This is a genomic window from Pseudomonas sp. F2 (assembly GCF_057174385.1).
Map to the genome: position 1 here is coordinate 153,533 of NZ_CM169904.1, position 25,651 is coordinate 179,183.

Annotated in this window: 23 protein-coding genes and 2 pseudogenes; 21 read left to right on the forward strand and 4 right to left on the reverse strand. The window is 60.6% G+C overall.

Annotation, left to right across the window (positions count from 1 at the left end; all coding sequences use genetic code 11):
• The first annotated feature begins 28 nt into the window (after window positions 1–28).
• From fliN to flhB, 6 genes are read left to right on the forward strand one after another with little or no spacing between them, the layout of a single operon-like run.
• Complete coding sequence (gene fliN / locus AC193Q_RS00665) at window positions 29–487, forward strand: flagellar motor switch protein FliN (protein WP_003222891.1); 459 nt, start codon at window positions 29–31, stop codon at window positions 485–487.
• Window positions 488–940 carry a flagellar biosynthetic protein FliO gene (fliO, locus tag AC193Q_RS00670; RefSeq protein WP_121184355.1) on the forward strand — a complete coding sequence of 151 codons (453 nt, stop codon included), beginning with the start codon at window positions 488–490 and terminating at the stop codon, window positions 938–940.
• Entirely contained in the window at window positions 940–1,698 is a 759-nt protein-coding gene (fliP, locus tag AC193Q_RS00675) for a flagellar type III secretion system pore protein FliP (RefSeq protein WP_047292554.1), read from the forward strand. Before fliO ends, fliP begins: the two co-directional genes overlap by 1 nt.
• Window positions 1,695–1,964 carry a flagellar biosynthesis protein FliQ gene (fliQ, locus tag AC193Q_RS00680; protein ID WP_041072975.1) on the forward strand — a complete coding sequence of 90 codons (270 nt, stop codon included), beginning with the start codon at window positions 1,695–1,697 and terminating at the stop codon, window positions 1,962–1,964. The genes fliP and fliQ overlap by 4 nt, the downstream gene beginning before the upstream one ends.
• Window positions 1,965–1,967: 3 nt before the next feature.
• The gene (fliR, locus tag AC193Q_RS00685; RefSeq protein WP_095667177.1) at window positions 1,968–2,753 is read left to right on the forward strand and encodes a flagellar biosynthetic protein FliR; all 786 of its coding nucleotides are present in this window, start codon (window positions 1,968–1,970) and stop codon (window positions 2,751–2,753) included.
• A 3-nt stretch (window positions 2,754–2,756) separates the two neighbouring features.
• The gene (gene flhB / locus AC193Q_RS00690) at window positions 2,757–3,896 is read left to right on the forward strand and encodes a flagellar biosynthesis protein FlhB (protein WP_145593039.1); all 1,140 of its coding nucleotides are present in this window, start codon (window positions 2,757–2,759) and stop codon (window positions 3,894–3,896) included.
• A 242-nt stretch (window positions 3,897–4,138) separates the two neighbouring features.
• Here the strand turns inward: flhB and AC193Q_RS00695 are convergent.
• Window positions 4,139–4,498 (reverse strand): annotated as a pseudogene (locus AC193Q_RS00695) (DUF6124 family protein).
• 650 nt (window positions 4,499–5,148) lie between these two features.
• A pseudogene (locus AC193Q_RS00700) lies at window positions 5,149–5,262 on the reverse strand (DUF6124 family protein); the annotation flags it as partial.
• A gap of 134 nt (window positions 5,263–5,396) precedes the next feature.
• On the opposite strand from AC193Q_RS00700, the gene AC193Q_RS00705 reads away from it, so the two are divergent.
• From AC193Q_RS00705 to AC193Q_RS00775, 15 genes are all read left to right on the forward strand, one after another.
• Window positions 5,397–8,528 (forward strand): Ig-like domain-containing protein, encoded by a 3,132-nt coding sequence (locus AC193Q_RS00705; RefSeq protein ID WP_483879056.1) that lies wholly within the window; start codon window positions 5,397–5,399, stop codon window positions 8,526–8,528.
• Between the two features lie 401 nt (window positions 8,529–8,929).
• Complete coding sequence (flhA, locus tag AC193Q_RS00710) at window positions 8,930–11,059, forward strand: flagellar biosynthesis protein FlhA (RefSeq protein WP_041072957.1); 2,130 nt, start codon at window positions 8,930–8,932, stop codon at window positions 11,057–11,059.
• Between the two features lie 11 nt (window positions 11,060–11,070).
• Complete coding sequence (flhF, locus tag AC193Q_RS00715) at window positions 11,071–12,411, forward strand: flagellar biosynthesis GTPase FlhF (protein WP_047292565.1); 1,341 nt, start codon at window positions 11,071–11,073, stop codon at window positions 12,409–12,411.
• A gap of 113 nt (window positions 12,412–12,524) precedes the next feature.
• Window positions 12,525–13,355: a flagellar synthesis regulator FleN gene (gene fleN, locus AC193Q_RS00720; RefSeq protein WP_003222917.1), complete on the forward strand. Its 831-nt coding sequence runs from the start codon at window positions 12,525–12,527 to the stop codon at window positions 13,353–13,355.
• Window positions 13,352–14,092, forward strand: coding sequence for an RNA polymerase sigma factor FliA (gene fliA, locus AC193Q_RS00725; RefSeq protein WP_007920004.1), 741 nt, complete (start codon window positions 13,352–13,354; stop codon window positions 14,090–14,092). Before fleN ends, fliA begins: the two co-directional genes overlap by 4 nt.
• A gap of 167 nt (window positions 14,093–14,259) precedes the next feature.
• The gene (locus AC193Q_RS00730) at window positions 14,260–14,631 is read left to right on the forward strand and encodes a chemotaxis response regulator CheY (protein ID WP_003183998.1); all 372 of its coding nucleotides are present in this window, start codon (window positions 14,260–14,262) and stop codon (window positions 14,629–14,631) included.
• Window positions 14,632–14,649: 18 nt separating this feature from the next.
• Window positions 14,650–15,438, forward strand: a complete 789-nt coding sequence (locus AC193Q_RS00735) for a protein phosphatase CheZ (RefSeq protein WP_027613919.1) — start codon at window positions 14,650–14,652, stop codon at window positions 15,436–15,438.
• A gap of 54 nt (window positions 15,439–15,492) precedes the next feature.
• Window positions 15,493–17,772: a chemotaxis protein CheA gene (locus AC193Q_RS00740; protein WP_121184361.1), complete on the forward strand. Its 2,280-nt coding sequence runs from the start codon at window positions 15,493–15,495 to the stop codon at window positions 17,770–17,772.
• A 49-nt stretch (window positions 17,773–17,821) separates the two neighbouring features.
• Window positions 17,822–18,958: a protein-glutamate methylesterase/protein-glutamine glutaminase gene (locus AC193Q_RS00745; protein ID WP_041072948.1), complete on the forward strand. Its 1,137-nt coding sequence runs from the start codon at window positions 17,822–17,824 to the stop codon at window positions 18,956–18,958.
• The gene (locus AC193Q_RS00750) at window positions 18,958–19,698 is read left to right on the forward strand and encodes a flagellar motor protein (protein ID WP_007967839.1); all 741 of its coding nucleotides are present in this window, start codon (window positions 18,958–18,960) and stop codon (window positions 19,696–19,698) included. Before AC193Q_RS00745 ends, AC193Q_RS00750 begins: the two co-directional genes overlap by 1 nt.
• A gap of 15 nt (window positions 19,699–19,713) precedes the next feature.
• Entirely contained in the window at window positions 19,714–20,604 is an 891-nt protein-coding gene (gene motD, locus AC193Q_RS00755; protein WP_003222931.1) for a flagellar motor protein MotD, read from the forward strand.
• A 43-nt stretch (window positions 20,605–20,647) separates the two neighbouring features.
• Window positions 20,648–21,436 (forward strand): ParA family protein, encoded by a 789-nt coding sequence (locus tag AC193Q_RS00760; RefSeq protein ID WP_003222933.1) that lies wholly within the window; start codon window positions 20,648–20,650, stop codon window positions 21,434–21,436.
• Window positions 21,437–21,554: 118 nt separating this feature from the next.
• Window positions 21,555–22,505, forward strand: a complete 951-nt coding sequence (locus AC193Q_RS00765) for a chemotaxis protein CheW (RefSeq protein ID WP_121184363.1) — start codon at window positions 21,555–21,557, stop codon at window positions 22,503–22,505.
• A gap of 90 nt (window positions 22,506–22,595) precedes the next feature.
• Complete coding sequence (locus tag AC193Q_RS00770) at window positions 22,596–23,081, forward strand: chemotaxis protein CheW (protein ID WP_003222936.1); 486 nt, start codon at window positions 22,596–22,598, stop codon at window positions 23,079–23,081.
• Entirely contained in the window at window positions 23,082–23,474 is a 393-nt protein-coding gene (locus AC193Q_RS00775; protein ID WP_007961680.1) for a DUF2802 domain-containing protein, read from the forward strand. It abuts the gene before it with no gap.
• Between the two features lie 98 nt (window positions 23,475–23,572).
• Here AC193Q_RS00775 and AC193Q_RS00780 read toward each other — a convergent pair whose 3' ends face one another.
• Window positions 23,573–23,902, reverse strand: coding sequence for an EscU/YscU/HrcU family type III secretion system export apparatus switch protein (locus tag AC193Q_RS00780; RefSeq protein WP_047292576.1), 330 nt, complete (start codon window positions 23,900–23,902; stop codon window positions 23,573–23,575).
• On the reverse strand, window positions 23,899–25,479 hold the full coding sequence (gene fliK / locus AC193Q_RS00785; protein ID WP_483879057.1) for a flagellar hook-length control protein FliK: 1,581 nt from the start codon (window positions 25,477–25,479) through the stop codon (window positions 23,899–23,901). The genes AC193Q_RS00780 and fliK overlap by 4 nt, the downstream gene beginning before the upstream one ends.
• Window positions 25,480–25,651 lie beyond the last annotated feature (172 nt).

Sequence of the window (25,651 nt, forward strand, 5' to 3'; positions counted from 1 at the left end):
CTGAATTGTTGCCCGCCGAGGACAAATGATGAACGACGAAATGAACGCCCAGGACGATCAGGCACTGGCCGACGAATGGGCTGCTGCCCTGGAAGAGACCGGTGATGGCAGCCAGGCTGACATCGACGCGCTGCTGGCCGCCGACGCTGGCGCGGCAAGCTCAAACCGTCTGCCGATGGAAGAGTTCGGCAGCGTGCCGAAGAACAACGATCCAGTGACGCTGGATGGCCCGAACCTCGACGTGATCCTCGACATCCCGGTGTCGATCTCAATGGAAGTGGGCAGCACCGATATCAACATCCGCAACCTGCTGCAACTGAACCAGGGTTCGGTGATCGAGCTCGATCGTCTGGCCGGCGAGCCGCTGGACGTGCTGGTCAACGGCACCCTGATCGCGCACGGCGAAGTGGTGGTGGTCAACGAGAAGTTCGGCATCCGCCTGACCGACGTGATCAGCCCAAGCGAACGCATCAAGAAGCTGCGCTGAGTGAAACGGTTTCTCTGGGCATTGCTGGCATTGCCATTGAGCGTGCTGGCCGCCGAGCCGTCGACGGCGACTACCGTGCCTGCTGCCACCGCGCCGATGGTCAGCAGCGGCGTGGCCGGGCAACTGACGCAACTGGCCTTCGGGCTGTTGCTGGTGCTGGGGTTGATCTTCTTCCTCGCCTGGCTGCTGCGCCGGGTGCAGCAGGCCGGGCCGGCGGGCAAGGGCCAGGTGATCGAACTGATCGGCTCCCGCGCGCTCGGTCCGCGTGACCGCTTGATGCTGGTGCAGGTCGGCAACGAGCAGATTCTGTTAGGCCTCAGCCCTGGCACCATCACCGCGCTGCATGTGCTCAAGGAGCCGGTGCAAGTGCCGAGCAGCAGCGAAAAAGCGACCCCGGAATTTGCCCAGCATCTGCTGAAGATTCTCGGCAAGGATCAGAAGGATAAGAAGTAATGGCTGCGCTACGCATCGTCTTGACGCTGGCCCTGATGCTGGCCGCGCCGTTGGCGTTCGCCGCCGATCCGTTGTCGATTCCGGCGATCACGCTGGGCACCAACGCCAACGGCGCGCAGGAGTATTCGGTCAGCCTGCAGATCCTGCTGATCATGACTGCCCTGAGCTTCATTCCGGCGGCCGTGATTCTGATGACCAGTTTCACCCGGATCATCATCGTCTTCTCGATCCTGCGTCAGGCCCTCGGCTTGCAGCAGACGCCGTCGAACCAGATCCTCACCGGCATGGCGCTGTTCCTCACCATGTTCATCATGGCTCCGGTGTTCGACCGGGTGAACAACGATGCGCTGCAGCCGTACCTGGCGGAAAAACTCACCGCGCAGCAAGCGGTGGAAAAGGCCCAGGTACCGATCAAGGACTTCATGCTCGCCCAGACTCGCACCAGCGATCTGGAGCTGTTCATGCGTCTGTCCAAGCGCACTGACATTGCCACCCCGGATCAGGCGCCGCTGACCATTCTGGTGCCGGCGTTCGTTACCTCCGAACTGAAAACCGCGTTCCAGATCGGTTTCATGATCTTCATCCCGTTCCTGATCATCGACCTGGTGGTGGCGAGCGTGCTGATGGCGATGGGTATGATGATGCTCTCGCCGCTGATCATTTCGCTACCGTTCAAGATCATGCTGTTTGTACTGGTGGATGGCTGGGCGCTGATCATCGGCACCCTGGCCAGTAGCTTCGGAGGTGTTTCGCCATGACACCGGAAGTGGCGGTCGATATCTTTCGTGAAGCGCTGTGGCTGACCACCTTGATGGTCGCGATTCTGGTGGTGCCGAGTCTGTTGGTCGGCTTGTTGGTGGCGATGTTTCAGGCCGCGACGCAGATCAACGAACAGACCCTGAGCTTCCTGCCGCGTCTGTTGGTGATGCTGGTGACGCTGATTGTGGGCGGTCCATGGATCGTGCAGACGTTCATGGAATACATCATCCAGCTCTACAAAAACATTCCGATGGTCATCGGCTAAGCCATGCAATCGCTGCTTCAGCTGACCGACACCCAGATCAGTACCTGGGTGGCGTCGTTCATGTTGCCACTGTTTCGTGTCGCCTCGATGCTGATGGTCATGCCGGTGTTCGGCACCACCCTGGTGTCGCGCCGCGTGCGTTTGTATTTCGCCGTGGCCATTACCGTGTGCATTGCCCCGGGGCTGCCGCCGATGCCGGAGGTCAGTCCGCTGGCGCTCAGTGGCTGGTTGCTGATTGGCGAGCAGATTCTGGTCGGCGCGGTGCTGGGGTTTTCCCTGCAACTGTTTTTCCAGGCGTTTGCCGTGGCCGGGCAGATTGTCGCGATCCAGATGGGTATGGGCTTCGCCTCGATGGTCGACCCGGCCAACGGCGTCTCGGTGGCGGTCATCGGCCAGTTCTTCACCATGCTGGTGACGTTGTTGTTCCTGTCGATGAACGGCCATCTGGTGGTCTTCGAAGTGCTCACCGAAAGCTTCACCACGCTGCCGGTGGGCGGCGGGTTGATGACGGCGCAGTACTGGGAGCTGGCCGGCAAGCTAGGCTGGGTGCTCGGGGCGGCGTTGTTGCTGGTGTTGCCGGCGGTCACGGCGCTGCTGGTGGTCAACATCGCGTTCGGCGTGATGACCCGCGCCGCGCCGCAACTGAATATTTTTTCCATCGGTTTTCCGCTGACCCTGGTACTGGGCCTGTTCATCGTCTGGGTCGGTCTGGCGGACATCCTCAATCAGTATCAACCGCTGGCCTCCGAGGCCTTGCAGTTGTTACGCGAACTGGCACGGGCGCGCTGAGGCATGGCTGAGAGCGAAAGCGGTCAGGACAAAACAGAAGACCCCACGGAGAAACGCAAAAAGGACTCCCGTGAGAAGGGTGAGATTGCCCGCTCAAAAGAGCTCAACACCCTGGCGGTGATGCTTGCTGGCGCTGGTGGCCTGCTGATCTTTGGCGGCATGCTGGCGCAGGAGTTGATGGACCTGATGCGCCTCAATTTCAACCTTTCGCGGGAAGTGATCATGGACGAGAAATCCATGGGCACCTTCCTGCTGGTTTCGGGCAAGATTGCCCTGTTAGCGATCCAGCCGGTCATGATTACACTGTTGCTGGCCGCATTGATCGGGCCGATCTCCCTCGGTGGCTGGCTGTTCGCCGCCGGCTCCATGGCGCCGAAATTCAGCCGGATGAACCCCGGTGCGGGCCTTAAACGCATGTTCTCGATGAAGGCCGTGATCGAACTGGTCAAGGCGCTGGCCAAGTTCATCATCACGCTGTTCGTGGCACTGATGGTGTTGTCGGCCGACATCGATGACTTCCTGCGGATCGCCCATGAACCGCTTGAGCAGGCAATCATTCACAGCGTGACGCTGGTGGGCTGGAGTTCGCTGTGGCTGGCCTGCGGGCTGATCATCATCGCTGCGGTGGACGTGCCTGTGCAGCTGTGGGAAAGCCACAAGAAACTGCTGATGACCAAGCAGGAAGTGCGCGACGAGCACAAGGATCAGGAAGGCCGGCCGGAGGTCAAACAGCGCATCCGCCAGACCCAGCGCGAGATGTCGCAGCGGCGGATGATGGCGGCGATTCCCGACGCCGACGTGGTCATCACCAACCCGACCCACTACGCCGTGGCGCTCAAGTACGACTCGGAGAAGGGCGGCGCGCCGGTCCTGCTGGCCAAGGGCAGCGATTTCCTCGCGCTGAAGATCCGCGAAATCGCCGTGGCCAACAACGTCATGCTCCTCGAATCGCCCGGGCTGGCACGCTCGATTTACTACTCCACCGAGCTGGAACAGGAAATCCCCGGCGGCCTGTATCTGGCCGTTGCCCAGGTGCTGGCCTACGTCTACCAGATCCGCCAATACCGCGCCGGCAAGGGCAAACGCCCGGATCCGCTCAAGGACGATTTGCCGATTCCGCCGGATCTGCGGCGCGATTCCTGACGTCACTGTGATGAAAAAACCGCCGCCCCGATTTGGCGAGGCGGCGGTTTTTTTATGCCTGACCCAATGATATTTTGGTTCCTGTCGCCGTCATTGTGGTGAGGGGATTCATCCCCGACGGGCTGCGCAGCAGCCCCAAAACCTACCGCCACGATCCCCGAAATATCAAGGATTCAGGATTTGCGGCTGCTGCGCAGCCGATCGGGGATGAATCCCCTCGCCACAGGTTCTTGTCTGCCTTCTTAGCCCGCCAACTCCAGATTATTCAACGCCCGATTCACCGCCAGCTCCCCAAGCATGATCAATTGCGCGATGCCCAGCAGCGTTCGTCGCTGCGAGGCGGGTATGAGGTGGGCGAAGTCGTGGGCGATGGTTCTGGCTGACGCGAGTGTTTCGCAGGCATCGGCCAGCAGCTCCTCGTTTTTGAAGTCTGCGGTCACGGCTTACATCGAGCGGGTTTTGCGTTGAATGGGGGCGCCGCCGGGCGGGCAGAGGTAGTGGTCGAGGGCGCGGTCGGCGGCTTCGTGGAGTTTTTTTGAGTCGAGGGATTCGTAGGGGGAGGTGGCGTCGGTTTCGGGTGGGTTGGGTGTTGGTTTGATCATGATGAAGCCTCTAGAGTGGTGAGGCCGACACCGTTCGCTGCTAACGAAGGAGGTGGCGGCTGTACGCGGGTTAGCAGACCAGGACTCTAGAACCCGGCGCACCGAAGTGCCCCACGCAAAGCCGCCATAACGGCAACGGACTTTGTGCGTCTAGAGAAAAATCCGGGCTGCTAAACCCGATCACTGAACAATCAGCGACCGACCCACAATAGAACCCGACCTCAAGGCGCACAAGCCGGCAGATTCTGGCTTAGCTGTAGGCAATGGCGCAAGGATGTGTAGCCCAAAAGGCGTGTCTTCAAGTGTCTTAAACACCAGAGTTTAAAAGAGCAATTTGCGCTGACTGCACTGACCCCTTCGCGAGCAGGCTCGCTCCCACATTCGGAATGTATTTCACTCCCGGATTTGGAATGCATTTCCACTGTGGGAGCGAGCCTGCTCGCGAAAGCGTCAGTCCAGGCGCCGCAATTTCCCCGATGAATCACCGCTCGGCTACAAAATCAAAAGATCGCAGCCTTCGGCAGCTCCTACAAAGATCGGTGTAGGAGCTGCCGAAGGCTGCGATCTTTTGATCTGGCTTTTGAAAAGCGAAAGATCGTCCGGTCGCGGCCCGAGCCTTCGGCAGTTCTTACAGAGGTCAGAGAAGCGTTCTACTGCGGCAACTGCAGATTATCCAGCGCCCGATTCACCGCCAGCTCCCCAAGCATTATCAATTGCGCGATCCCCGGTTGCGTCCTGCGCTGCGACGCCGGTATGAGGTGGGCGCGGTGTCAGTGCCGTTTGTCTGAAATCTGCACGTACCTGTTAGTTCTGACAGTGGTCGAACGTTGTCGTGAAGTTTTCAATGGCCTCTCCAGATCCTTGGCAAGCCGCCACAGATTTTTTCAGGAGCAGGGCAATGATTGGTTTGATGGTGATGCCGATTTCGGATGAAATTGACGATACACAACATGACATTGTCCCTTTTGACTCCAGCGGAGGTCTGGGGCTCTTTTCGCTGTTCCCGCCCAATATCCCCGGGCAGTTCACAGGTATCGATTTTCCCCCGGCGCAAGTGGGGGTCAACCGCCCCTTGCTTTATACGAGTGCCAAGGGACTTCGGGTACTGGTTCAGGCTTATCTGAATATGGCGCAAGAGGACACCATTCGACTGTACGTCGATAAGAATCTGGTTGCCACGTCGGTGTTGCCTGCTGGCCACGGTAATCTCGACGTGGTGATGCACATCGCTGCGAATCAGGTTCCGGCCGGCGTGCATACCTTGCGCTACGAGATTCTGCGCAAAAGCGGTCAGCCCCCCGAGGGGGCGCAGATCGAGGTCTGGTTCAAGATCGATCCGCCGGGCGGCAACGATCCCGAGCCGGACTTGCCCGGCCATCAACGACTCAAACCGGCTCGACTTCAGTTGAAGCCCGGGCAGGTCATTGACGAGGAAGTGGCTGCCGAGGGGGTCACGGCGATCATTCCTCCCTGGCCCTTCATGACCAAAGGGGACCAGTTGAAACTCCGTTTCCACGGTATTGCTGTCACGCCCTACACGGTGCTGGAGGGCGAGGTCGGAAAAGAGATCAGTGTTTTCATTTCGCCAGAGAATATCCGGGATGCGGGCCCCGCGAATCCGGCGGTGGTGGTCTATCAGATCGAAGATCAGGTAGAGAACGTCAGCGACTTTTCGGAGCGTACGACCGTCGTCAGCGATCCAGACAACAACTGGCTCGATCCGGTATTCGTTCCTCTCGCCTATGAAGATCGGGTCAGTCTTGATGAGGTTGGATTCGACGACCTGGAGGTTCAGATCATTACGCGCCCCGGCTTTGCGCTGAAAGAGAAACTACTGCTTCGATGGGCGGCTACAACGCAAAGCGGTGAAGTGGTCGAGCACAGTGAAGAGCAATCGATTAGTCGTCTCGGCATTCAGTCTTTTAAAGTTCCCAATTCCGTTGTGCTTGCCAGCGCTTCCGGCCAGGTGCAAGTGGATTACCTGCGGACCAAAGCTGACGGTGAGCAAAATCGTTCAGAGATCTATGTCTTTACGTTGCAAGGAAAGACCTTGCGCCTGCCGGCGCCGCTGATAACCGATCTGGTGGGCGGCACTCTGGATCCTGCGCTAAGCCGGGCTGTGGTGTTGTGCGGTCCCGATGACCGGATAAAAAAGGGCTTCAGAGTCACATTGACGTGGCTGGGAACCAGTGCTTCCGGGCGTCCGCACCTGTATCAGACGTATCGCGACGTCAGTGATCGATTGGTCGGCCAGGCTATTGCCTTTAACGTAGCCGGCAAGGACATCGCCCCATTGAATCGAGGGTCGGTCGTTGTCTCTTTTGAAGTCAGTCACGCCACGTTGAATCCTGCGCTGGTTTCCGAAGCGACGAATGCGCGCATCGGTGAACTCAAACCCGTCTTGCCAGCGCCGCAGGTTGGGGGGGCCGTGGACGGTGTGCTCAATCCTGCGCAGGTGCCGTACGGCACGGATATTCAAGTTGCGGCGGCTGCCTATACCCGCTTGGGCGATGTGGTGCACGTGGAAGGTCGTGGGGATGCGGGCGGGGTGGTTTTTCGGGACAAGTTGCCGATTGATCAAACCCAGGCAGGCAAGGACCTTGAGTTCTGGCTGGACGGCGAGGCTATCGAATTCTATCGGGAGCAGTTCTTCAATCTGCTTTGGTGGATCGAGCGGCCAGACGAACTGCCGCAATCATCCGCGTTGCTCGAGTTGTATATCGGCGACCCGGCGCAGTCGTTGCAGCCACCAACTGTTCGGCGCGCGCCTGATGGCGTACTTGACCCGCTGGAAAATAATGGTGGTGCCCGCGCGCGTGTCCATGTGGCCAGCCCGCGCCCGGGTGATCAAGTGCGCTTGCTGGTCAAAGGAGCGCCGGGAGATGGCTCACCGACGTTTGCTCCTCAGCAGTTGAATACTGACAACGTTGCATTCTTTGTGCTGCGGCCTTCATTCATTGCGGAAAATCTGGGAAAACGGGTTGAAGTTCTTTACGAGCTGCTCAGAAATGGCAAGACGGTCCAGTCCAGGCCGTTGAATTTGACGGTCAAGACAATCAGTGACGGTGATCCCGTCCTGACTCGGCCGCATATCGTCGAAGCCGGTGCTGTACCGCTGATCGATCTGAGAATCATCCAGACTGACCTCACATGCGTGGTCAAGCCGCCGCTGCCGATTGCCGAGGTCGGGCAGCGCGTCTGGATCATGGTCAGCGGCGAGGGCGTTGAGCCGTTGGTATTGCGCCCCGGTACCGCGTTGACTGCCGAAGAAGTGACTCAAGGCATCAGCGTCACGGCGGCGCGAAGCTGGTTCTTTGAACTGAAGGATCTCTCTGGCTGTGAGGTGACCTGCAAAATAGCGCTGGGCAGCTCTGATGGTGAGGGCACGGCACTGGTGCTTCCGGTGGCGCGGTATACCGTCAAAGTCACACAGAAATTGGCGATTGATACTCAGCCGATGCTTTTGAATGGCTGGAAACTGTTGGGCGGCGCAGCGTATGGATTACGCGAGCTGGAGGTCGTCAACAACGTGCAAGTGCGCGTGCCAACGGGTGGACGGCCGCCTTACACCTATCGTTCAGCCAATGCCGGCATAGCATCGGTCGATGCCAACGGCAAAGTGTCGGGGCTGAGTAATCAATCAACCACCATCACGGTGACGGATGCCGATGGAAACCAGGTGGCCTATCCGGTGCGGGTGATGAATGTCCACCGGCTGATATTGAACGATACCTTCATGACCGCAGCCCAGGCCGGCGCCTGGTTCATGCAATTCGGTGCCGTCAGCATGGACAACAGTGGACAACCCATGGGATGGGGGATTTTGCAAACCAACTTTGTTGACGTGACGCCTATTTATGGTGGGCGGGGCTTGTATTACGGGCGATTTGTGTCGGTCAATCTTTCATACCCGCACTTGTATGCGATCGAACATTCGTTGCTCGAGAGCGACGGGAGAATGGGCAGTCGCAACGTGCTTTTATCCGATGGGGCGACTCGCTCTCGGGTAATGGGGTATTTCCCGACGTAGTCAGTCAGGCATGTGTCATTTTCATGAGCCTGAGGAAATCGTGACATTTGGCTGTCCTGAGCAAGAGTATGTCGAGGAAGGAGGTAGGCCGTCCGTAAGGGGACGGGCTATCTGGTGGGCCGCGACTTGCTTCTTGGTGAAATTAAGCCAGAGCAAATTTTGATTGCCTGATAAATTCGTCAGTGCGCGGTTTTTCTGATTTTTGTTCACCTGCGCTAATGGTGATAGCCGTCCTGCGTCTGTTTTGCGGTCGGCTCCAGGGCGCCCGGCTTCAGGCAAGACAATTCCCCGAAACAAACTTCAATTTCAATCCCCGGCAAAAGTTGGAAGGCTTCTTGCAATAGCCGCCGTGCGCCTGCTTCGGGCGTCAAAAGTTTGCTTTAAAGGAACGGGGAAAACCGGTGGATCGCTCTCAGTTATTCAACACTGCTCGCTCGAATGTTGCCGACCTCAGTCGAGGCAATCTGGGCGTGCCGTTGTTGCTGCTGGTCATGCTGGCCATGATGATGCTGCCGGTGCCGCCGTTCCTGCTGGACGTGTTCTTCACCTTCAACATCGCCTTGTCGATCGTGGTGCTGCTGGTCTGTGTGTACGCGCTGCGGCCGCTGGATTTCGCGGTGTTCCCGACGATTCTGCTGGTGGCGACGCTGTTGCGGCTGGCGTTGAACGTGGCCTCGACGCGGGTGGTGATGCTCCACGGGCAGGACGGCCACGCCGCCGCCGGTAAGGTGATCCAGGCCTTCGGTGAAGTGGTGATCGGTGGTAACTACGTGGTCGGTATCGTGGTGTTCGCGATCCTGATGATCATCAACTTCGTCGTGGTGACCAAGGGTGCCGGGCGGATTTCCGAGGTGAGCGCGCGTTTCACCCTCGATGCGATGCCCGGCAAGCAAATGGCGATCGACGCCGACCTCAACGCCGGTTTGATCGATCAGAACCAGGCCAAGGCGCGCCGTCAGGAAGTCGCGCAAGAGGCGGAGTTCTACGGTTCGATGGACGGTGCCAGCAAGTTCGTGCGGGGTGACGCCATTGCCGGCTTGCTGATCCTGTTCATCAACCTCATCGGTGGCATGGCGGTCGGTATCTTCCAGCACAACATGAACTTCGCTGACGCCGGCAAGGTGTACGCCTTGCTGACCATCGGTGACGGTTTGGTGGCGCAATTGCCATCACTGTTGTTATCGACAGCGGCAGCGATCATGGTGACCCGTGCTTCCGGTTCGGAAGACATGGGCAAGCAGATCAACCGGCAGATGTTCGCCTCGCCCAAAGCCCTGGCGGTGGCGGCAGGTCTGATGGCGGTCATGGGCCTTGTTCCGGGCATGCCGCATTTCTCGTTTCTGAGCATGGCCGCACTGGCCGCCGGTGGCGCGTACCTGTTCTGGAAAAAGCAGAACGTCGCCAAAGTGCAGGCGCTGCAGGAAGTTCAGCGTCAGCAGGAACTGCTGCCGTCGCCGGCCCGCGCCATGGAGACCAAGGAGCTGGGCTGGGATGACGTGACGCCGATCGACATGATCGGCCTGGAAGTCGGCTATCGCCTGATCCCGCTGGTGGATCGCAATCAGGGCGGGCAGTTGCTGGCGCGGATCAAGGGCGTGCGCAAGAAGCTCTCGCAGGACCTGGGCTTCCTGATGCCGACCGTGCACATCCGTGACAACCTCGATCTGGCGCCGAGTGCCTATCGCCTGACCCTGATGGGCGTGATCCTGGCCGAAGCCGAGATCTACCCGGATCGAGAACTGGCGATCAACCCGGGGCAGGTCTACGGCACGCTCAACGGCATTACCGCCAAAGATCCGGCTTTCGGCCTGGAGGCGGTGTGGATCGAAGTCAGCCAGCGCGCGCAGGCGCAATCGCTCGGTTACACCGTGGTCGACGCCAGTACCGTGGTCGCGACGCACTTGAACCAGATTCTGTACAAACATTCCAGTGAGCTGATCGGCCACGAAGAAGTGCAGCAACTCATGCAATTGCTGGCCAAAAGCTCGCCGAAACTGGCTGAAGAGCTGGTGCCGGGTGTGGTGTCGCTGTCGCAATTGCTCAAAGTGCTGCAGGCATTGCTGGCCGAACACGTGCCGGTACGCGACATCCGCAGCATTGCCGAAGCCATCGCCAACAACGCCGCCAAGAGTCAAGATACCGCCGCTTTGGTGGCCGCCGTACGCGTCGGCGTATCCCGCGCCATCGTCCAAAGCATTGTAGGCACTGACTCCGAGCTGCCTGTGATCACCTTGGAACCAAGGTTGGAACAAATATTGCTCAATAGTCTGCAGAAGGCAGGACAAGGCTCGGAAGAGGGCGTTCTGCTGGAGCCAAGCATGGCCGAGAAGCTGCAGCGTTCGCTCATCGAAGCGGCGCAGCGCCAGGAAATGCAAGGTCAACCGGTGATCCTGTTGGTAGCAGGCCCGATCCGCGCGATGCTCTCGCGTTTCGGTCGCCTCGCCGTCCCGGGGCTGCACGTGCTGGCCTACCAGGAAATTCCGGACAACAAGCAAGTGACCATCGTTGCGACAGTAGGGCCCAACGGCTGAGGTAGTGGTTTATGCAAGTTAAGCGTTTTTTCGCCGCCGATATGCGTCAGGCCATGAAGCTGGTTCGTGATGAGCTGGGCGCTGATGCCGCCATCATTGGCAACCGCCGCATTGCCGGCGGTGTCGAGCTGACGGCGGCGCTGGATTACAAGTTGTCGGCGCTGGCGCCGCGGGTTCCGAACATGGAACTCGAGGACGAACTGCGCAAGACCCAGTCGCGCATCGTCACCGCTCAGGCCGAACTGAGCCTGCGTGGCGAAGCCGATGGCAATAGCAATCGCCAGATCTTTGCCGGGCTGCCGTTGACGGCCGGCCTGCCACTGACCGCTGCCGAGCCGTTGAGCGAACCGACCTACGCCGCCCCGGCGCGTCCGGCGCCGGCACCTGCACCGGCATCGGCGGGTGTCGATCCGCGTGCGCTGGATTCGATGCGTTTCGAATTGAACAGTCTGCGTGAGCTGATGGAAGTACAGCTCGGCACCCTGGCCTGGAACCAGCTGCAAGGCAGCCGTCCGGCACAGGCCAATCTGTATCGCCGCCTGCAGCGCATCGGTCTGTCCGGGCCGTTGTCGCGCGACCTGCTGGCGATGATCACTGACATCGAAGAGCCGCGTCAGGCCTGGCGCATGTTGCTCGCGCACCTGGCGCGGATGATTGCCGTACCGGAAGTCGAGCCGCTGGAAGAGGGCGGGGTGATTGCCATGGTCGGCCCGGCCGGCATGGGCAAGACCACCACCCTGGCCAAACTGGCTGCGCGCTACGTGCTCAAGTACGGCGCGCAGAATGTCGCGCTGGTCAGCATGGACAGCTTCCGCATCGGTGCGCAGGAACAACTCAAGACCCTGGGGCGGATTCTCAACGTGCCGGTGACCCACGTCGACCCGGGCCAGTCGCTGGTGCAGGCGCTGGATCCATTGCTGCGCAAGCGCGTGGTGCTGATCGATACCGCCGGCCTGCAGGCCAGCGATCCGGCGCTGCGCATGCAGCTGGAAAGTCTGGCCGGGCGTGGCATCCGTTCAAAAAATTACCTGGTGCTGGCAACCACCAGCCAGAAACAGGTTCTAACCGCCGCTTATCACAGTTACAAGCGTTGCGGGCTTGCCGGCTGCATCCTGACTAAACTGGATGAGACGGCCAGCCTTGGCGAAGTGTTGAGCCTGGCGATCAGTCATGAACTGCCGGTCGCGTACCTGACCGATGGCCCACGGATTCCGGATGATCTGCATCTGCCGCGCCGTCATCAGCTGGTCAGCCGCGCCGTCAGCGTGCAAATGCAGGAAGAACCCAGCGAAGAAGCCATGGCTGACATGTTCGCTGATATCTACCACAGCCCGACCAAGCAGGTTGGCTGAGGTAATGAACAGTTTTTGTACCTACATCGATGGTCTGCCATGCATTGTTCCGGTTGTGAACGCGCAGCCAGTAATGTGGCCTCCGTCTATGCAAGACAAGGTAAAGAAATAACATGGGCAGCATGCATCCCGTACAGGTGATCGCGGTGACCGGCGGCAAAGGTGGCGTCGGCAAGACTAACGTGTCAGTGAACTTGTCTCTGGCGCTGGCAGAGCTTGGCCGTCGGGTCATGCTGCTGGACGCCGACCTGGGGCTGGCGAACGTCGACGTTCTGCTGGGGCTGACCCCCAAACGCACGCTGGCCGATGTCATCGAAGGCCGCTGCGAACTGCGCGACGTGCTGTTGCAGGGCCCCGGCGGGATCCGCATCGTGCCGGCCGCTTCCGGCACCCAAAGCATGGTGCACCTGAGCCCGGCGCAACATGCCGGTCTGATTCAGGCGTTCAGCGACATCGGCGACAATCTCGATGTACTGGTGATCGACACCGCTGCGGGCATTGGTGACTCGGTAGTCAGTTTCGTGCGCGCGGCGCAGGAAGTGTTGCTGGTGGTCTGCGACGAGCCGACCTCGATCACCGACGCCTACGCGCTGATCAAACTGCTCAATCGCGACTACGGCATGAACCGCTTCCGCGTCCTCGCCAACATGGCGCAGAGCCCGCAGGAAGGGCGCAACCTGTTCGCCAAGTTGACCAAGGTCACGGATCGCTTTCTCGACGTCGCCTTACAATACGTCGGCGCGGTGCCGTACGACGAAAGCGTGCGCAAGGCCGTGCAGAAGCAGCGAGCAGTCTATGAAGCCTTTCCGCGTTCCAAGTGCGCGCTGGCGTTCAAGGCGATCGCGCAGAAGGTCGATACCTGGCCGCTGCCTGCCAACCCGCGTGGGCACCTTGAGTTTTTCGTCGAGCGCCTCGTGCAGCAAACGGCAGGGCCTGTGTTATGACCGCCAGCGGTATGAACTACTACAAGAAATCGGCACGTGACGCGCAGTACGAGTTGATCGAGCGTTACGCGCCACTGGTCAAGCGCATTGCCTATCACTTGCTGGCGCGCTTGCCGGCGAGTGTGCAGGTCGAAGACCTGATTCAGGCCGGGATGATCGGCCTGCTCGAAGTCTCGACCAAATATGACGCCAGCAAAGGCGCCAGTTTCGAAACGTACGCGGGCATCCGGATCCGCGGCGCGATGCTCGATGAAGTGCGCAAAGGGGATTGGGCACCGCGCTCGGTTCACCGCAATACCCGTATGGTCAGCGATGCCATTCGCTCAATTGAAGCTAAAACCGGCCGTGACGCTAAAGATCACGAGGTTGCGGCCGAACTCCAATTGAGTCTCGACGATTACTACGGGATTTTGAATGACACGCTGGGCAGCCGGCTGTTCAGTTTCGACGACCTGCTGCAGGACGGCGAACACGAAGGGCTGCACGAGGATGGCGCCAGTGCTCATCTTGAGCCGTCACGCGATCTGGAAGATGAACGCTTCCAGGCTGCGCTGGCGGACGCGATTGCCAATTTGCCGGAGCGTGAGCGACTGGTGTTGGCGCTGTACTACGACGAAGAACTGAACCTCAAGGAAATCGGTGAAGTCCTTGGCGTCAGTGAATCGCGGGTCAGCCAGTTACACAGCCAGTGCGCGGCCCGCTTGCGGGGGCGTTTGGGGGAGTGGCGAGCGCGCTGAAGGCAGTGTGGGGACACTGCGAACGAGGCTGGTGCGGTGATGAACAGCACCGGTCTTGCTCTGTTGTGCTCCAGACAGTCATCGAGTGCTTTGCCGGATTGATTGAAATGGCGCGTCCAGGTGCTGGGCGCGTTTAAGACTGCTTGGAGGTCGAATTGGACAAGAACATGAAAATCCTCATCGTTGATGACTTCTCAACGATGCGGCGGATCATCAAGAACCTGCTGCGTGATCTGGGGTTCACCAACACCGTCGAGGCCGACGATGGCACCACTGCCATTCCGGTGCTCAACAGCGGAAGCATCGACTTTCTGGTAACGGACTGGAACATGCCGGGCATGACCGGTATCGACCTGCTGCGCCACGTGCGTGCCGATGAAAAACTCAAGCACCTGCCCGTGCTGATGGTGACTGCCGAAGCCAAGCGCGAGCAGATCATCGAAGCGGCCCAGGCCGGCGTCAACGGCTACGTGGTCAAACCTTTCACGGCTCAGGCGCTGAAAGAAAAAATCGAGAAGATTTTCGAACGCATCGGCTGATGAACGCGCGGGGGAGCTATGGAGCATAACGAATCTTCACAGGGCGATTTCGAATCGACCCTGAAAAAACACGCGGTCGAACTGGTCGAGAGCCTTGAAAAAGGCAGGTTCGGCGACGCTGTGCAACTGATCCATGAGCTCAATCAGACCCGTGACCGTGGCCTGTATCAGGAAGTGGGCAAGCTCACACGCGAACTGCACAGTGCGATCGTCAACTTCCAGATCGATCCGCACATGCCGCAGGCCGAGGAAGTGTCGCAAATCACCGACGCCACCGAACGCCTGGGCTATGTGGTCAAGCTGACCGAAGCCGCGGCCAACCGCACCATGGATCTGGTGGAAAGCGCGACCCCGGTGGTCAATGGCCTGGCTGAAGAAGCCCAGGCGCTGAGCACCGATTGGGGCCGCTTCATGCGTCGTGAAGTCGGGGCTGAAGAGTTCCGCGAACTGGCGCGCCGGGTCGACGGTTTTCTGTCACGCAGCAGCACGGACAACCGTGCGGTGTCGAGCAACCTGAACGACATCCTGCTGGCTCAGGATTACCAGGACCTCACCGGTCAAGTGATCAAGCGTGTGACCCAGCTGGTCACCGAAGTCGAAAGCAATTTGCTCAAACTCGTCCTCATGGCCAGTCAGGTTGACCGCTTTGCGGGCATCGAACACGACCGTGCCGCGATGCTTGCAGAAAAAGATCCACAAAAACATCTCTCGCAGGGTGAAGGTCCGCAGATTCATGCCGATAAACGAGAAGACGTTGTGTCCGGTCAGGACGATGTGGACGATTTGTTATCCAGCCTCGGATTCTAGAGTTTTGGAATTTTAGGTTTTTTGGGTTTTTAGACCTGTAGGAGCACCCCATTAATGAGCTTCGGCGCCGATGAAGAGATCCTTCAGGATTTCCTGGTTGAGGCCGGCGAGATTCTTGAGCAACTGTCCGAGCAACTGGTCGAGCTGGAAAGCCGCCCGGATGACGCAGATCTGCTCAACGCAATTTTTCGCGGTTTCCACACTGTAAAAGGGGGCGCCGGCTTCCTTCAGCTCAACGAGCTGGTGGAGTGCTGTCACATCGCCGAAAACGTGTTCGACATCCTGCGCAAGGGTGAACGTCGCGTTGATGCAGAACTGATGGACGTGGTGCTTGAAGCACTGGACGCGGTGAACAGCATGTTCAGCGAAGTCCGTGAACGTGCACCGATCACGGCCGCCACTCCGGAACTGCTGGCCGCGCTGGCGCGTCTGGCCGAACCGCAATCGGCCGACGAAGCCCCGGCTTCGCCGGTGGCCGAGATGATCGAAGAGCTGGTCGTCGAAGGCGATTCGAACGATTCGGGCGACATCACCGATAACGAATTTGAACAGCTGCTGGATTCGCTGAACGCCGTCAAGGCCGAAGCCGAAGCCCCGGCCGCTGCTGCGCCTGCGCCGGCTGCCGATGCGGCCGCCAGCGATGAAATCACCGACGCCGAATTCGAGTCGTTGCTCGATCAACTGCACGGCAAAGGCCAGTTCGCGCCAGACGCCGTCGCACCGACTGCGGCTGCTCCAGCGGCACCGGCGGCGGGTGACAGCTCGGACATCACCGACGACGAATTTGAAGCACTGCTCGATCAGTTGCACGGCAAGGGCAACTTCGCCGTCGAAGCACTGGAATCGGCTATTGCTTCGGCACCGGCGGCGCCTGCCGCACCGGCGGCCGCCGCTGCCGGCAGCGATCTGATCAGCGATCACGAGTTCGAATCGCTGCTCGACGAATTGCACGGCAAAGGCAAGTTCACCGACGTTGGCGCCGCTGCTGCGGGCACCGCGTCGACCGTGGCTGCGCCTGCCGCCAAGGCTGCCGCTCCGGCTGCTGCGCCGAAAGCGGCGCCCAAGCCTGAACCGAAAGCCGAAACGCCGAAACCGGCTGCCGCTGCTGCGCCAGCGCCGGCCCGTGCTCCTGCTGCGCCGCCACCGGAAAAACCGGCGAGCGAAGCCGAGACCACCGTGCGGGTTGACACCGCGCGTCTCGACGAAATCATGAACATGGTCGGCGAACTGGTGCTGGTGCGTAACCGTCTGGTGCGCCTGGGTCTCAACAGCGGCGACGAAGCGATGTCCAAGGCCGTGTCGAACCTCGACGTGGTCACGGCGGACTTGCAGACCGCGGTGATGAAGACCCGGATGCAGCCGATCAAGAAGGTCTTCGGGCGCTTCCCGCGTCTGGTTCGTGACCTGGCGCGTCAGTTGAAGAAAGAGATCAACCTGGAACTGGTGGGTGAAGAAACCGACCTCGACAAAAACCTTGTCGAGGCCCTGGCCGACCCGCTGGTCCACTTGGTGCGCAACGCGGTCGACCACGGCATCGAGTCGCCGGAAGAACGCGAAGCTTCTGGCAAGGCCCGTGGCGGTCGCGTGGTACTGGCGGCCGAGCAGGAAGGCGACCACATCCTGTTGTCGATCTCCGACGACGGCAAGGGCATGGACCCGAACGTCCTGCGTTCGATCGCGGTAAAGCGCGGTGTGATGGACAAGGACGCGGCCGATCGCCTGAGCGATACCGAGTGCTACAACCTGATCTTCGCCCCGGGTTTCTCGACCAAGACCGAGATCTCCGACGTGTCCGGCCGTGGTGTCGGCATGGACGTGGTGAAGACCAAGATTTCCCAGCTCAACGGTTCGATCAACATCTACTCGACCAAGGGCCAGGGCTCGAAGATCGTCATCAAGGTGCCGCTGACACTGGCAATCATGCCGACCCTGATGGTGATGCTCGGCAATCAGGCGTTTGCGTTCCCGCTGGTCAACGTCAACGAAATCTTCCACCTCGACCTGTCGACCACCAACGTGGTGGATGGCCAGGAAGTGGTGATCGTGCGGGACAAGGCGCTGCCATTGTTCTACCTCAAGCGCTGGCTGGTCAGCTCCGCCGCTCACGAAGAGCAGCGTGAAGGCCATGTGGTGATCCTGTCGGTGGGCACCCAGCGGATCGGCTTCGTCGTCGATCAACTGGTCGGCCAGGAAGAAGTGGTCATCAAGCCATTGGGCAAAATGCTGCAGGGCACTCCGGGCATGTCCGGCGCCACCATCACCGGTGACGGCCGCATCGCGCTGATCCTCGATGTTCCAAGCATGCTCAAGCGTTACGCGACGAAGCGTATTTGAATCCGGGGCGGCGGGGCGACAACGTCCCGCTGCACCTAATGGAGTGTTTATGGCAGTCAAAGTCCTGGTGGTGGACGATTCGGGTTTTTTCCGCCGCCGCGTCTCGGAAATTCTTTCAGCGGATCCGAGCATCCAGGTGGTCGGCACGGCCACCAACGGTAAAGAGGCGATCGATCAGGCCCTGGCCCTCAAGCCGGACGTGATCACCATGGACTACGAGATGCCGATGATGGATGGCATCACGGCCGTGCGGCACATCATGCAGCGCTGCCCGACCCCGGTGTTGATGTTTTCCTCGCTGACCCACGAAGGTGCCCGGGTGACCCTGGATGCGCTGGACGCTGGCGCGGTGGATTTCCTGCCGAAGAATTTCGAAGACATTTCCCGTAACCCGGAGAAGGTCAAGCAGCTGCTGTGTGAGAAGGTCCATAGCATCTCGCGCAGCAATCGTCGTTTCAGTGCCTACAGTGCGCCGGCTCCGGCCGCTGCACCGACGCCTGCGCCAGCCCCGGCGGCTTCGAGTTTCAGCAGCCACAGCACTGCTGCTCCGACGCGTCCGGCGCCGGCTCCAGCACCTGCTCGCGCGCCAGCCGCCAGCGCGTCGTCGCCGGCTCCGAAACGCAAAGCCTACAAACTGGTTGCCATCGGTACCTCCACGGGCGGTCCGGTTGCGCTGCAACGGGTGCTGACTCAGTTGCCGGCAAACTTCCCGGCACCGATCGTGCTGATCCAGCACATGCCGGCGGCGTTCACCAAAGCCTTTGCCGAGCGTCTGGACAAGCTGTGCCGCATCAGCGTCAAGGAAGCCGAGGATGGCGACATCCTGCGTCCGGGCCTGGCGCTGCTGGCCCCGGGTGGCAAGCAGATGATGATTGACGGCCGTGGCGCGGTGAAAATCCTGCCAGGCGACGAGCGTCTGAATTACAAGCCATGCGTGGACATCACCTTCGGTTCGGCGGCCAAGTCCTACGGCGACAAAGTTCTGGCGGTGGTCCTCACCGGCATGGGCGCCGACGGCCGTGAAGGCGCGCGTCTGCTCAAGCAGGGCGGCAGCTCGGTATGGGCACAAGACGAAGCAAGCTGCGTGATCTACGGCATGCCGATGGCTATCGTCAAAGCCGATCTGGCTGACGCGGTTTACGGCCTGGACGACATCGGCAAGCACATCGTCGAGGCGTGTATCTGATGGATGTTTTAAGCCTTATCGGGATTATCCTGGCGTTCGTCGCCATCATCGGCGGCAACTTCCTTGAAGGCGGTCACCTCGGCGCGCTGGCCAACGGCCCGGCGGCGCTGATCGTTCTCGGGGGCACCATCGGTGCAGCGCTGCTGCAATCGCCGATGAGCGCCTTCAAGCGCGCCATGCAGATTCTCGCCTGGATCCTGTTTCCGCCACGGGTGGATCTGGCTGGCGGCATCGACCGCGTGGTCAACTGGAGCCTCACCGCGCGCAAGGAAGGCCTGCTCGGCCTGGAAGGCGTCGCCGATGCCGAACCGGACAACTACTCGCGCAAGGGCCTGCAACTGCTGGTCGATGGCGCCGAGCCGGAAGCGATCCGCAGCATCCTCGAAGTGGACTTCTACACCCAGGAAGCCCGCGACATCGAAGCGGCCAAAGTTTTCGAAAGCATGGGCGGCTACGCGCCGACCATCGGCATCATCGGTGCGGTGATGGGCCTGATCCATGTGATGGGCAACCTCGCTGATCCGACGCAGTTGGGCAGCGGCATTGCCGTGGCATTCGTCGCGACCATCTACGGCGTGGCCAGTGCCAACCTGGTGTTGCTGCCGGTGGCCGCCAAGCTCAAGTCAATCGCGTTGCGGCAGTCGCGTTATCGCGAAATGTTGTTGGAAGGTATTTTGTCGATCGCCGAAGGTGAAAACCCTCGCTCTATCGAGCTGAAGCTTCAGGGCTTCATGGATTGATGGGGGTAATGGACTATGGCTCGCCGCAGGCATCAGGAAGAACACGTTAATCACGAGCGCTGGCTTGTGTCCTACGCGGATTTCATCACGCTGTTGTTCGCGTTCTTTGTGGTGATGTATTCCATCTCGTCGATCAACGAAGGCAAATACAAAGTCATTTCCGAAGCGCTGATCGGGGTTTTCACCGACTCCGATCGTTCGCTCAAGCCGATTCCGATTGGTGAGGAACGACCGAAAACCGTGACCCCGGCCAAGCCGCTGGTCAAGGACAGCGAGCAGGTCGATGCCGGTATCGCCGGGGCCAGCGATCCGCTGAAAAGCATTGCCGATGACATCAGTGCCGCGTTCGGCGACCTGATTGCTTCCAACCAGATGACCGTGCGCGGCAATGAGTTGTGGGTCGAGATCGAACTCAACTCCAGCCTGTTGTTCGGCAGTGGCGACGCGATGCCGAGCGACATCGCCTTCAACATCATCGACAAGGTCGCGGCGATCCTCAAACCGTTCGACAACCCGATCCACGTCGAAGGTTTCACCGACGATCAGCCGATCCGCACCGCGCAATACCCGACCAACTGGGAACTGTCCTCGGCGCGTTCGGCGAGCATCGTGCGCATGCTGGCGATGCAGGGCGTGAACCCCGGGCGTCTGGCCTCGGTGGGTTACGGTGAGTTTCAGCCGGTAGCCAATAACGCCACCGCCGAAGGCCGGGCGAAAAACCGTCGCGTGGTGCTGGTGGTGTCGCGCAACCTCGATGTGCGCCGCAGTCTGACGGGGACCGGAACCGCCAATGCGCAACCGGACGCGGCATTGAAGCGTGCTGGCACACAAACTGCACCGACCCCGGTCAAGACGCCGGGACGCGAGAGTGCCGTCAATTCTCCGTCGCCCGCATTAATACGCTGAGCCATGTCTCGGTCGAGGATCTCGGCCGGGAGGAACGAACCGAATGAGAGTCTGGGCAGTCGCCAATCAAAAGGGTGGTGTCGGTAAAACCACATCTTCCATCGCTTTAGCCGGGTTGCTGGCGGAGGCGGGCAAGCGCGTGGTTGTGGTCGATCTCGACCCGCACGGCTCGATGACCAGCTATTTCGGCTATGACCCCGACAGCCTGGAACACAGCAACTACGACCTGTTTCTGCACAAGGGCAGCGTGCCGCAGGGTTTGCCCGGGCAGTTGCTGCTGTCGACCAGCGACGAACGCATTTCTCTGTTGCCGTCGAGTACCGCACTGGCCACCCTCGAGCGCCAGTCGCCGGGGCAAAGTGGTCTGGGCCTGGTCATCGCCAAGAGTCTGGCGCAGCTGTGGCAGGACTTCGATTACGCGATCATCGACAGCCCGCCGTTGCTCGGCGTGCTGATGGTCAACGCCCTGGCCGCGAGCCAGCAACTGGTGATCCCGGTGCAGACCGAGCACCTGGCCGTCAAAGGCCTGGAGCGTATGGTCAACACCCTGGCGATGATCAACCGCTCGCGCAAACAGGCGCTGCCGTTCAGCATCGTGCCAACCCTGTTCGACCGCCGCACCCAGGCGTCGCTGGGCACTTTGCGCGTGCTGCGCGACAAATTCCCCGAAGAAATCTGGCAGGGTTACATCCCGGTCGATACCCGTCTGCGCGACGCCAGCCGGGCCGGGGTCACGCCTTCGCAGTTCGACGGCAAGAGTCGTGGCGTGCTGGCGTACCGCGCGCTGCTCAAGCACCTGCTGGCGCAACAACTTGTTCCGCAGGTGGCCTGAGCATGATCTCTCTTCGTGTAGGAGCTGCCGCAGGCTGCGATCTTTTGATCTTGCTTTGTGGTGCTTCTGAAAAGATCAAAAGATCGCAGCGTTCCGCAGCTCCTACAGGGGGGGGCGTATGAATCGGCCGCTGAAGTTGACGTCGAAGCCGCAACTGGCGCTGCAGTCCTATCTGGACAGCTTGCTGCAGGAGATTCCTGACGAGTTGCCGCCACTCGAGGCGCCGGTCGAGGTGATCGAAAGCTCTGAGGCGCTGGACGAGTTCCAGGCCGCGGTACTGGAAGAGCAGGCGCGTGATGCGCAGAAAGCCGCCAAACCTGCCGCCCCGGTTGTCGCGCCTGCCGCCGGACCGATCGCCAAGGCGCCGGTGGCGCTGATCGAACAAGCCGAGCCGCCGCGCGCGCCGGTTTCGACGCTCGCCCCGCTGCTGCAAACCCAATTGCTGAAAACCGCGCCGGAGCCGGTTGTGACCGAACCTGCGCCGGTTGCGCCGGCACCCGTCGAACAGACGCGGGTGCCGCCGGTGGTGGAAGTTCACCTGCCACCGAGCAACACGCCGCCCCCGGTGGACACCGATGGCCGTCCGGCCTGGGCTGCCGAAGCGTTCGAGTGCCTGTTGTTCGATGTCGCCGGGCTGACGCTGGCGGTGCCGCTGGTGTGCCTGGGCTCGATCTATTCGCTGGCCGGCCACGAGTTGACGCCGCTGTTCGGGCAGCCGGAATGGTTCCTCGGGATTCTGCCGAGCCAGGCCGGCAATCTGAAAGTCTTGGACACCGCGCGTTGGGTCATGCCGGATCGCTATCGCGATGACTTCCGTCAGGGCCTGCAGTACGTGATTTCGGTACAAGGTTACGAATGGGGCCTGGCGGTGCACCAGGTCAGCCGTTCGTTGCGTCTGGATCCGAATGAAATCAAATGGAGAAGTCACCGGGGTCAGCGGCCATGGCTCGCCGGCACGGTGATAGAGCACATGTGTGCATTACTTGATGTAGCCGCGCTGGCCGAGTTGATCGCCAGCGGCGGGGCAAAGCACATGGGCGGCCACAAGCCGCTACATAAATCGACATAGCAGCCGACATAACAGTCAGGCGATGGCATTGTTCAATGCCTCCACACAGAACACACACCGCCCAGTGCGGTTTTTTCGAGGGGTCAGGGTATGAGTAGTCAGGCGACGAATGCAAAAGGTTCTGAAGATCCGATCCTGCAATGGGTGACCTTCAAGCTGGACAACGAAACCTACGGCATCAACGTGATGCGCGTGCAGGAAGTCCTGCGGTACACCGAAATCGCTCCGGTACCGGGTGCGCCAAGCTACGTGCTGGGCATCATCAACCTGCGCGGTAACGTGGTCACCGTGATCGACACCCGTCAGCGCTTCGGCCTGAACAGTGGCGAGATCAGCGACAACACCCGTATCGTCATCATCGAAGCCGACAAGCAAGTGGTCGGGATCATGGTCGACAGCGTGGCCGAAGTGGTTTACCTGCGTCAGTCGGAAATCGAGACCGCGCCGAACGTCGGCAACGAAGAGTCGGCCAAGTTCATCCAGGGCGTGTGCAACAAGAACAACGAGTTGCTGATCCTGGTCGAGCTGGACAAGATGATGAGCGAAGAAGAATGGTCGGAACTGGAGAGCATCTGATTGATTCTCGAAGTTGCGGTCATTGTCCTGTTTCTGTTCTGGGCAGGCACGCTGGCAATGTTTCTGGCGTACATCAAGGCCCAGCGGGTGATCGCGGCGCAACAGGCCCAGGGCGATGCGCTGCGTGACCAGCGCATCAAGGACCTGGCCAAGCGCGTCGACGACTATCAGAACGGCAACGTGCGCATGGGCGAAGCCCTGCACGAGCTGCGCTCGGTAGTCGGTCCGTTGCCGGACAAGATTGTGGCGCTGGAACAGCGCGACCCGTCGAGCCTGTCGTTCGCCCAGGCGGCGAAACTGGTGGGCATGGGCGCGAGTGTCGATGAGCTGACTCAGTCCTGTGGCTTGACCCAGGCTGAGGCGGAGTTGATGCGCAAGCTGCACAGAAGCTGAAGCTGAAGATCAAAAGATCGCAGCCTGCGGCAGCTCCTGCATTGGAACGCGTTTCCCTGTAGGAGCTGCCGAAGGCTGCGATCTTTTGCTTTCAAGGCTCAATAATCATCCCCGCGTGCGGTGATGTCCTTCTCGACCATCGGCGCATCCGGGTCGTGCCCCTCGGGGAATTTCCCCTTCAGATTCCACGCAAACGCGATGATCTCGGCAATCGTGCGGTAGAGCTCTTCGGGGATGCTGTCGCCCAGCTCCATTCGCGCCAACAGCCGCACCAGCTCGGCGTTTTCATAGATCGGCACTTCACAGTCGCGGGCAATGCGCAGGATTTCTTCGGCCAGTTCTTCGTCGCCCTTGGCGGTGAGGGTCGGGGCGTGGTTGCCGTCGTATTTGAGGGCGATGGCCTGGCGTGGAGCAGTGGAATCGTTCATGCGGTTTCGTCGACCCAGCGGTGTTCGAGGCGGGTTTGATTGCCTTGCGGCGGGGTGCCGAGGTGGCAGTCGAGATCACCGACGTTCAGCCCGCGATCAAGCAGGCGCTGGCGCAGCGCGAACAGGTTGGTTTCGATCAGGTCGGCGGTGTATGGGCGTTCGGCCCAGAGCTGACTCGACAGGCTGCCGGCAATCAGCTGCGCCTGAATCTGCATCGGCCCCAACGGCTCCATGTCGAACGCCAGATCGACGCGCCACAGTTGTTGTCTGGGTTCGCGCTCGTCGCGGCGTTCGTTGGGTTGCGGTTCTCTTTCCGGCGCTTGTTCGCGCTGGAACTTGACCTGCAACGGCACGATGTCCTGCAGGTTGCGCATGGGGATTTCCAGCTGCCAGGTGCTGAGCAGGCGGCCGTCATCGGTGACCCCGGTCTGTTCCAGACTCGACAACTGGTGGCTTTGCAGGCGCGACACGGCGGCGGCGGCGAGGCGCAGCAGATGTTCCAGATCGCCTTCGCCGTCCAGGCTTTGCAGCAGGCGGTCGGGCAGCGGGAAACTGCTCGGCACGGGTTTGGCGCTGACCTGGCCGAGGGTGCCGAGGGCGTTGCGCACGAAACTCGGCAGCGCTTGCGCCAGGGTGTTGGCGGCGATGATCGCGTTGAAACTGGCATTGCCCGGCACACCCGGCGACAGCTGCGCGATCAGCTTGAGCAGGTCGGCCTTCATGTCCGGGGCCAGCGCCGGATTCTGTCCGCTGAGCAATTTGGCTTCGAGGAAGGCACCGCTGTTGGCCAGGGCCAGGGCCACGCCTTTGGCGCTGCTCATCTGCTGTACATCGGGCAGATTGGCAAGCAGGCGCACGACGGCAGCGCGCAGATCCTGCGAGGTCTGATCGTCGTCGGCCGGCAAGTTCTGCAAGGCGTTGAGCAAACCGTCCAGCGAGCCTTGGCGACTCTGCTGGCCGAGCAGTTGCTGGCTCACCGCCAATTGCTCCTGGCGGCTGCTCAGCGGCACGAACTTGAGGGTTTGCGAATCCTCGACCAGTGCCGAGAGCAGGGTGCCGATGCGCAGCGGCGTCGGGCTGTCGATGTCCAGCGTGGCGCCACGTTGCGCGGTGTTGAGCAGACTGACCAGCGAGCGGTACACCGTCGGCTGCCCCGGCACTTGCGGCAGTGTCTGCGAGGTCAGCACCTTGCCTTGCAGCAGTGTGCCGACCGGCAACTGCGCGGTATCGATGCGGGTGAGGGCGGCGACGCTGCTGGCAATCGCCTGTTGCACGGTGATCGCCAGATTGCCCGCCGATGGCTGAGTAACCGCCAGGTTGGTGCCGGTCGGCAACGGCAGGTTGCTGCTGGCTTGCACGGTGGTCTGGCGGCCGCCGTCGACGGTCACCTTGAGCAGCAGTTGGAAAGTCTGATCCGCCTGCTTGAGTGACAACACCTCGGCCTGAGCGCTTTGCCCGGCACCGATCAAGCCTTCGACCGGGGTCAGCAGCTTGAGCAACTCACCGCTCATCACCAGCGGGCGCGTGTTCGCCGGGGTGGTGGGCGGAAGCGGGAGGATGTTCATTTCGCCTGTCATACGCGGACACAACCTGAGGAAATTGCGCTCTTGGGAGTAAGGCACGCCATGTATAATGCCGCGCGTCTTGCGCTTCGTTCAGAAAACATAGCAATTGTTTGATCCAGCTCTCTGGTTCGCACCGTCATTGCATTTATCCTGCATCTCTTTAACGGCCGCGCCAGAGCCGACT

Bases quoted from the DNA above. Each gene is read 5' to 3' on its own strand.
- fleN (WP_003222917.1), top strand. From the start codon at position 12,525: ATGGGCAGCATGCATCCCGTACAGGTGATCGCGGTGACCGGCGGCAAA.
- motD (WP_003222931.1), top strand. From the start codon at position 19,714: ATGGCTCGCCGCAGGCATCAGGAAGAACACGTTAATCACGAGCGCTGG.
- fliN (WP_003222891.1), top strand. From the start codon at position 29: ATGAACGACGAAATGAACGCCCAGGACGATCAGGCACTGGCCGACGAA.
- AC193Q_RS00770 (WP_003222936.1), top strand. From the start codon at position 22,596: ATGAGTAGTCAGGCGACGAATGCAAAAGGTTCTGAAGATCCGATCCTG.
- fliR (WP_095667177.1), top strand. From the start codon at position 1,968: ATGCAATCGCTGCTTCAGCTGACCGACACCCAGATCAGTACCTGGGTG.
- AC193Q_RS00780 (WP_047292576.1), bottom strand. From the start codon at position 23,902: ATGAACGATTCCACTGCTCCACGCCAGGCCATCGCCCTCAAATACGAC.
- AC193Q_RS00760 (WP_003222933.1), top strand. From the start codon at position 20,648: ATGAGAGTCTGGGCAGTCGCCAATCAAAAGGGTGGTGTCGGTAAAACC.
- AC193Q_RS00750 (WP_007967839.1), top strand. From the start codon at position 18,958: ATGGATGTTTTAAGCCTTATCGGGATTATCCTGGCGTTCGTCGCCATC.
- AC193Q_RS00745 (WP_041072948.1), top strand. From the start codon at position 17,822: ATGGCAGTCAAAGTCCTGGTGGTGGACGATTCGGGTTTTTTCCGCCGC.
- AC193Q_RS00740 (WP_121184361.1), top strand. From the start codon at position 15,493: ATGAGCTTCGGCGCCGATGAAGAGATCCTTCAGGATTTCCTGGTTGAG.
- flhB (WP_145593039.1), top strand. From the start codon at position 2,757: ATGGCTGAGAGCGAAAGCGGTCAGGACAAAACAGAAGACCCCACGGAG.
- AC193Q_RS00735 (WP_027613919.1), top strand. From the start codon at position 14,650: ATGGAGCATAACGAATCTTCACAGGGCGATTTCGAATCGACCCTGAAA.
- fliP (WP_047292554.1), top strand. From the start codon at position 940: ATGGCTGCGCTACGCATCGTCTTGACGCTGGCCCTGATGCTGGCCGCG.
- fliK (WP_483879057.1), bottom strand. From the start codon at position 25,479: ATGACAGGCGAAATGAACATCCTCCCGCTTCCGCCCACCACCCCGGCG.
- fliQ (WP_041072975.1), top strand. From the start codon at position 1,695: ATGACACCGGAAGTGGCGGTCGATATCTTTCGTGAAGCGCTGTGGCTG.
- flhF (WP_047292565.1), top strand. From the start codon at position 11,071: ATGCAAGTTAAGCGTTTTTTCGCCGCCGATATGCGTCAGGCCATGAAG.
- AC193Q_RS00730 (WP_003183998.1), top strand. From the start codon at position 14,260: ATGAAAATCCTCATCGTTGATGACTTCTCAACGATGCGGCGGATCATC.
- AC193Q_RS00705 (WP_483879056.1), top strand. From the start codon at position 5,397: ATGATTGGTTTGATGGTGATGCCGATTTCGGATGAAATTGACGATACA.
- AC193Q_RS00765 (WP_121184363.1), top strand. From the start codon at position 21,555: ATGAATCGGCCGCTGAAGTTGACGTCGAAGCCGCAACTGGCGCTGCAG.
- fliA (WP_007920004.1), top strand. From the start codon at position 13,352: ATGACCGCCAGCGGTATGAACTACTACAAGAAATCGGCACGTGACGCG.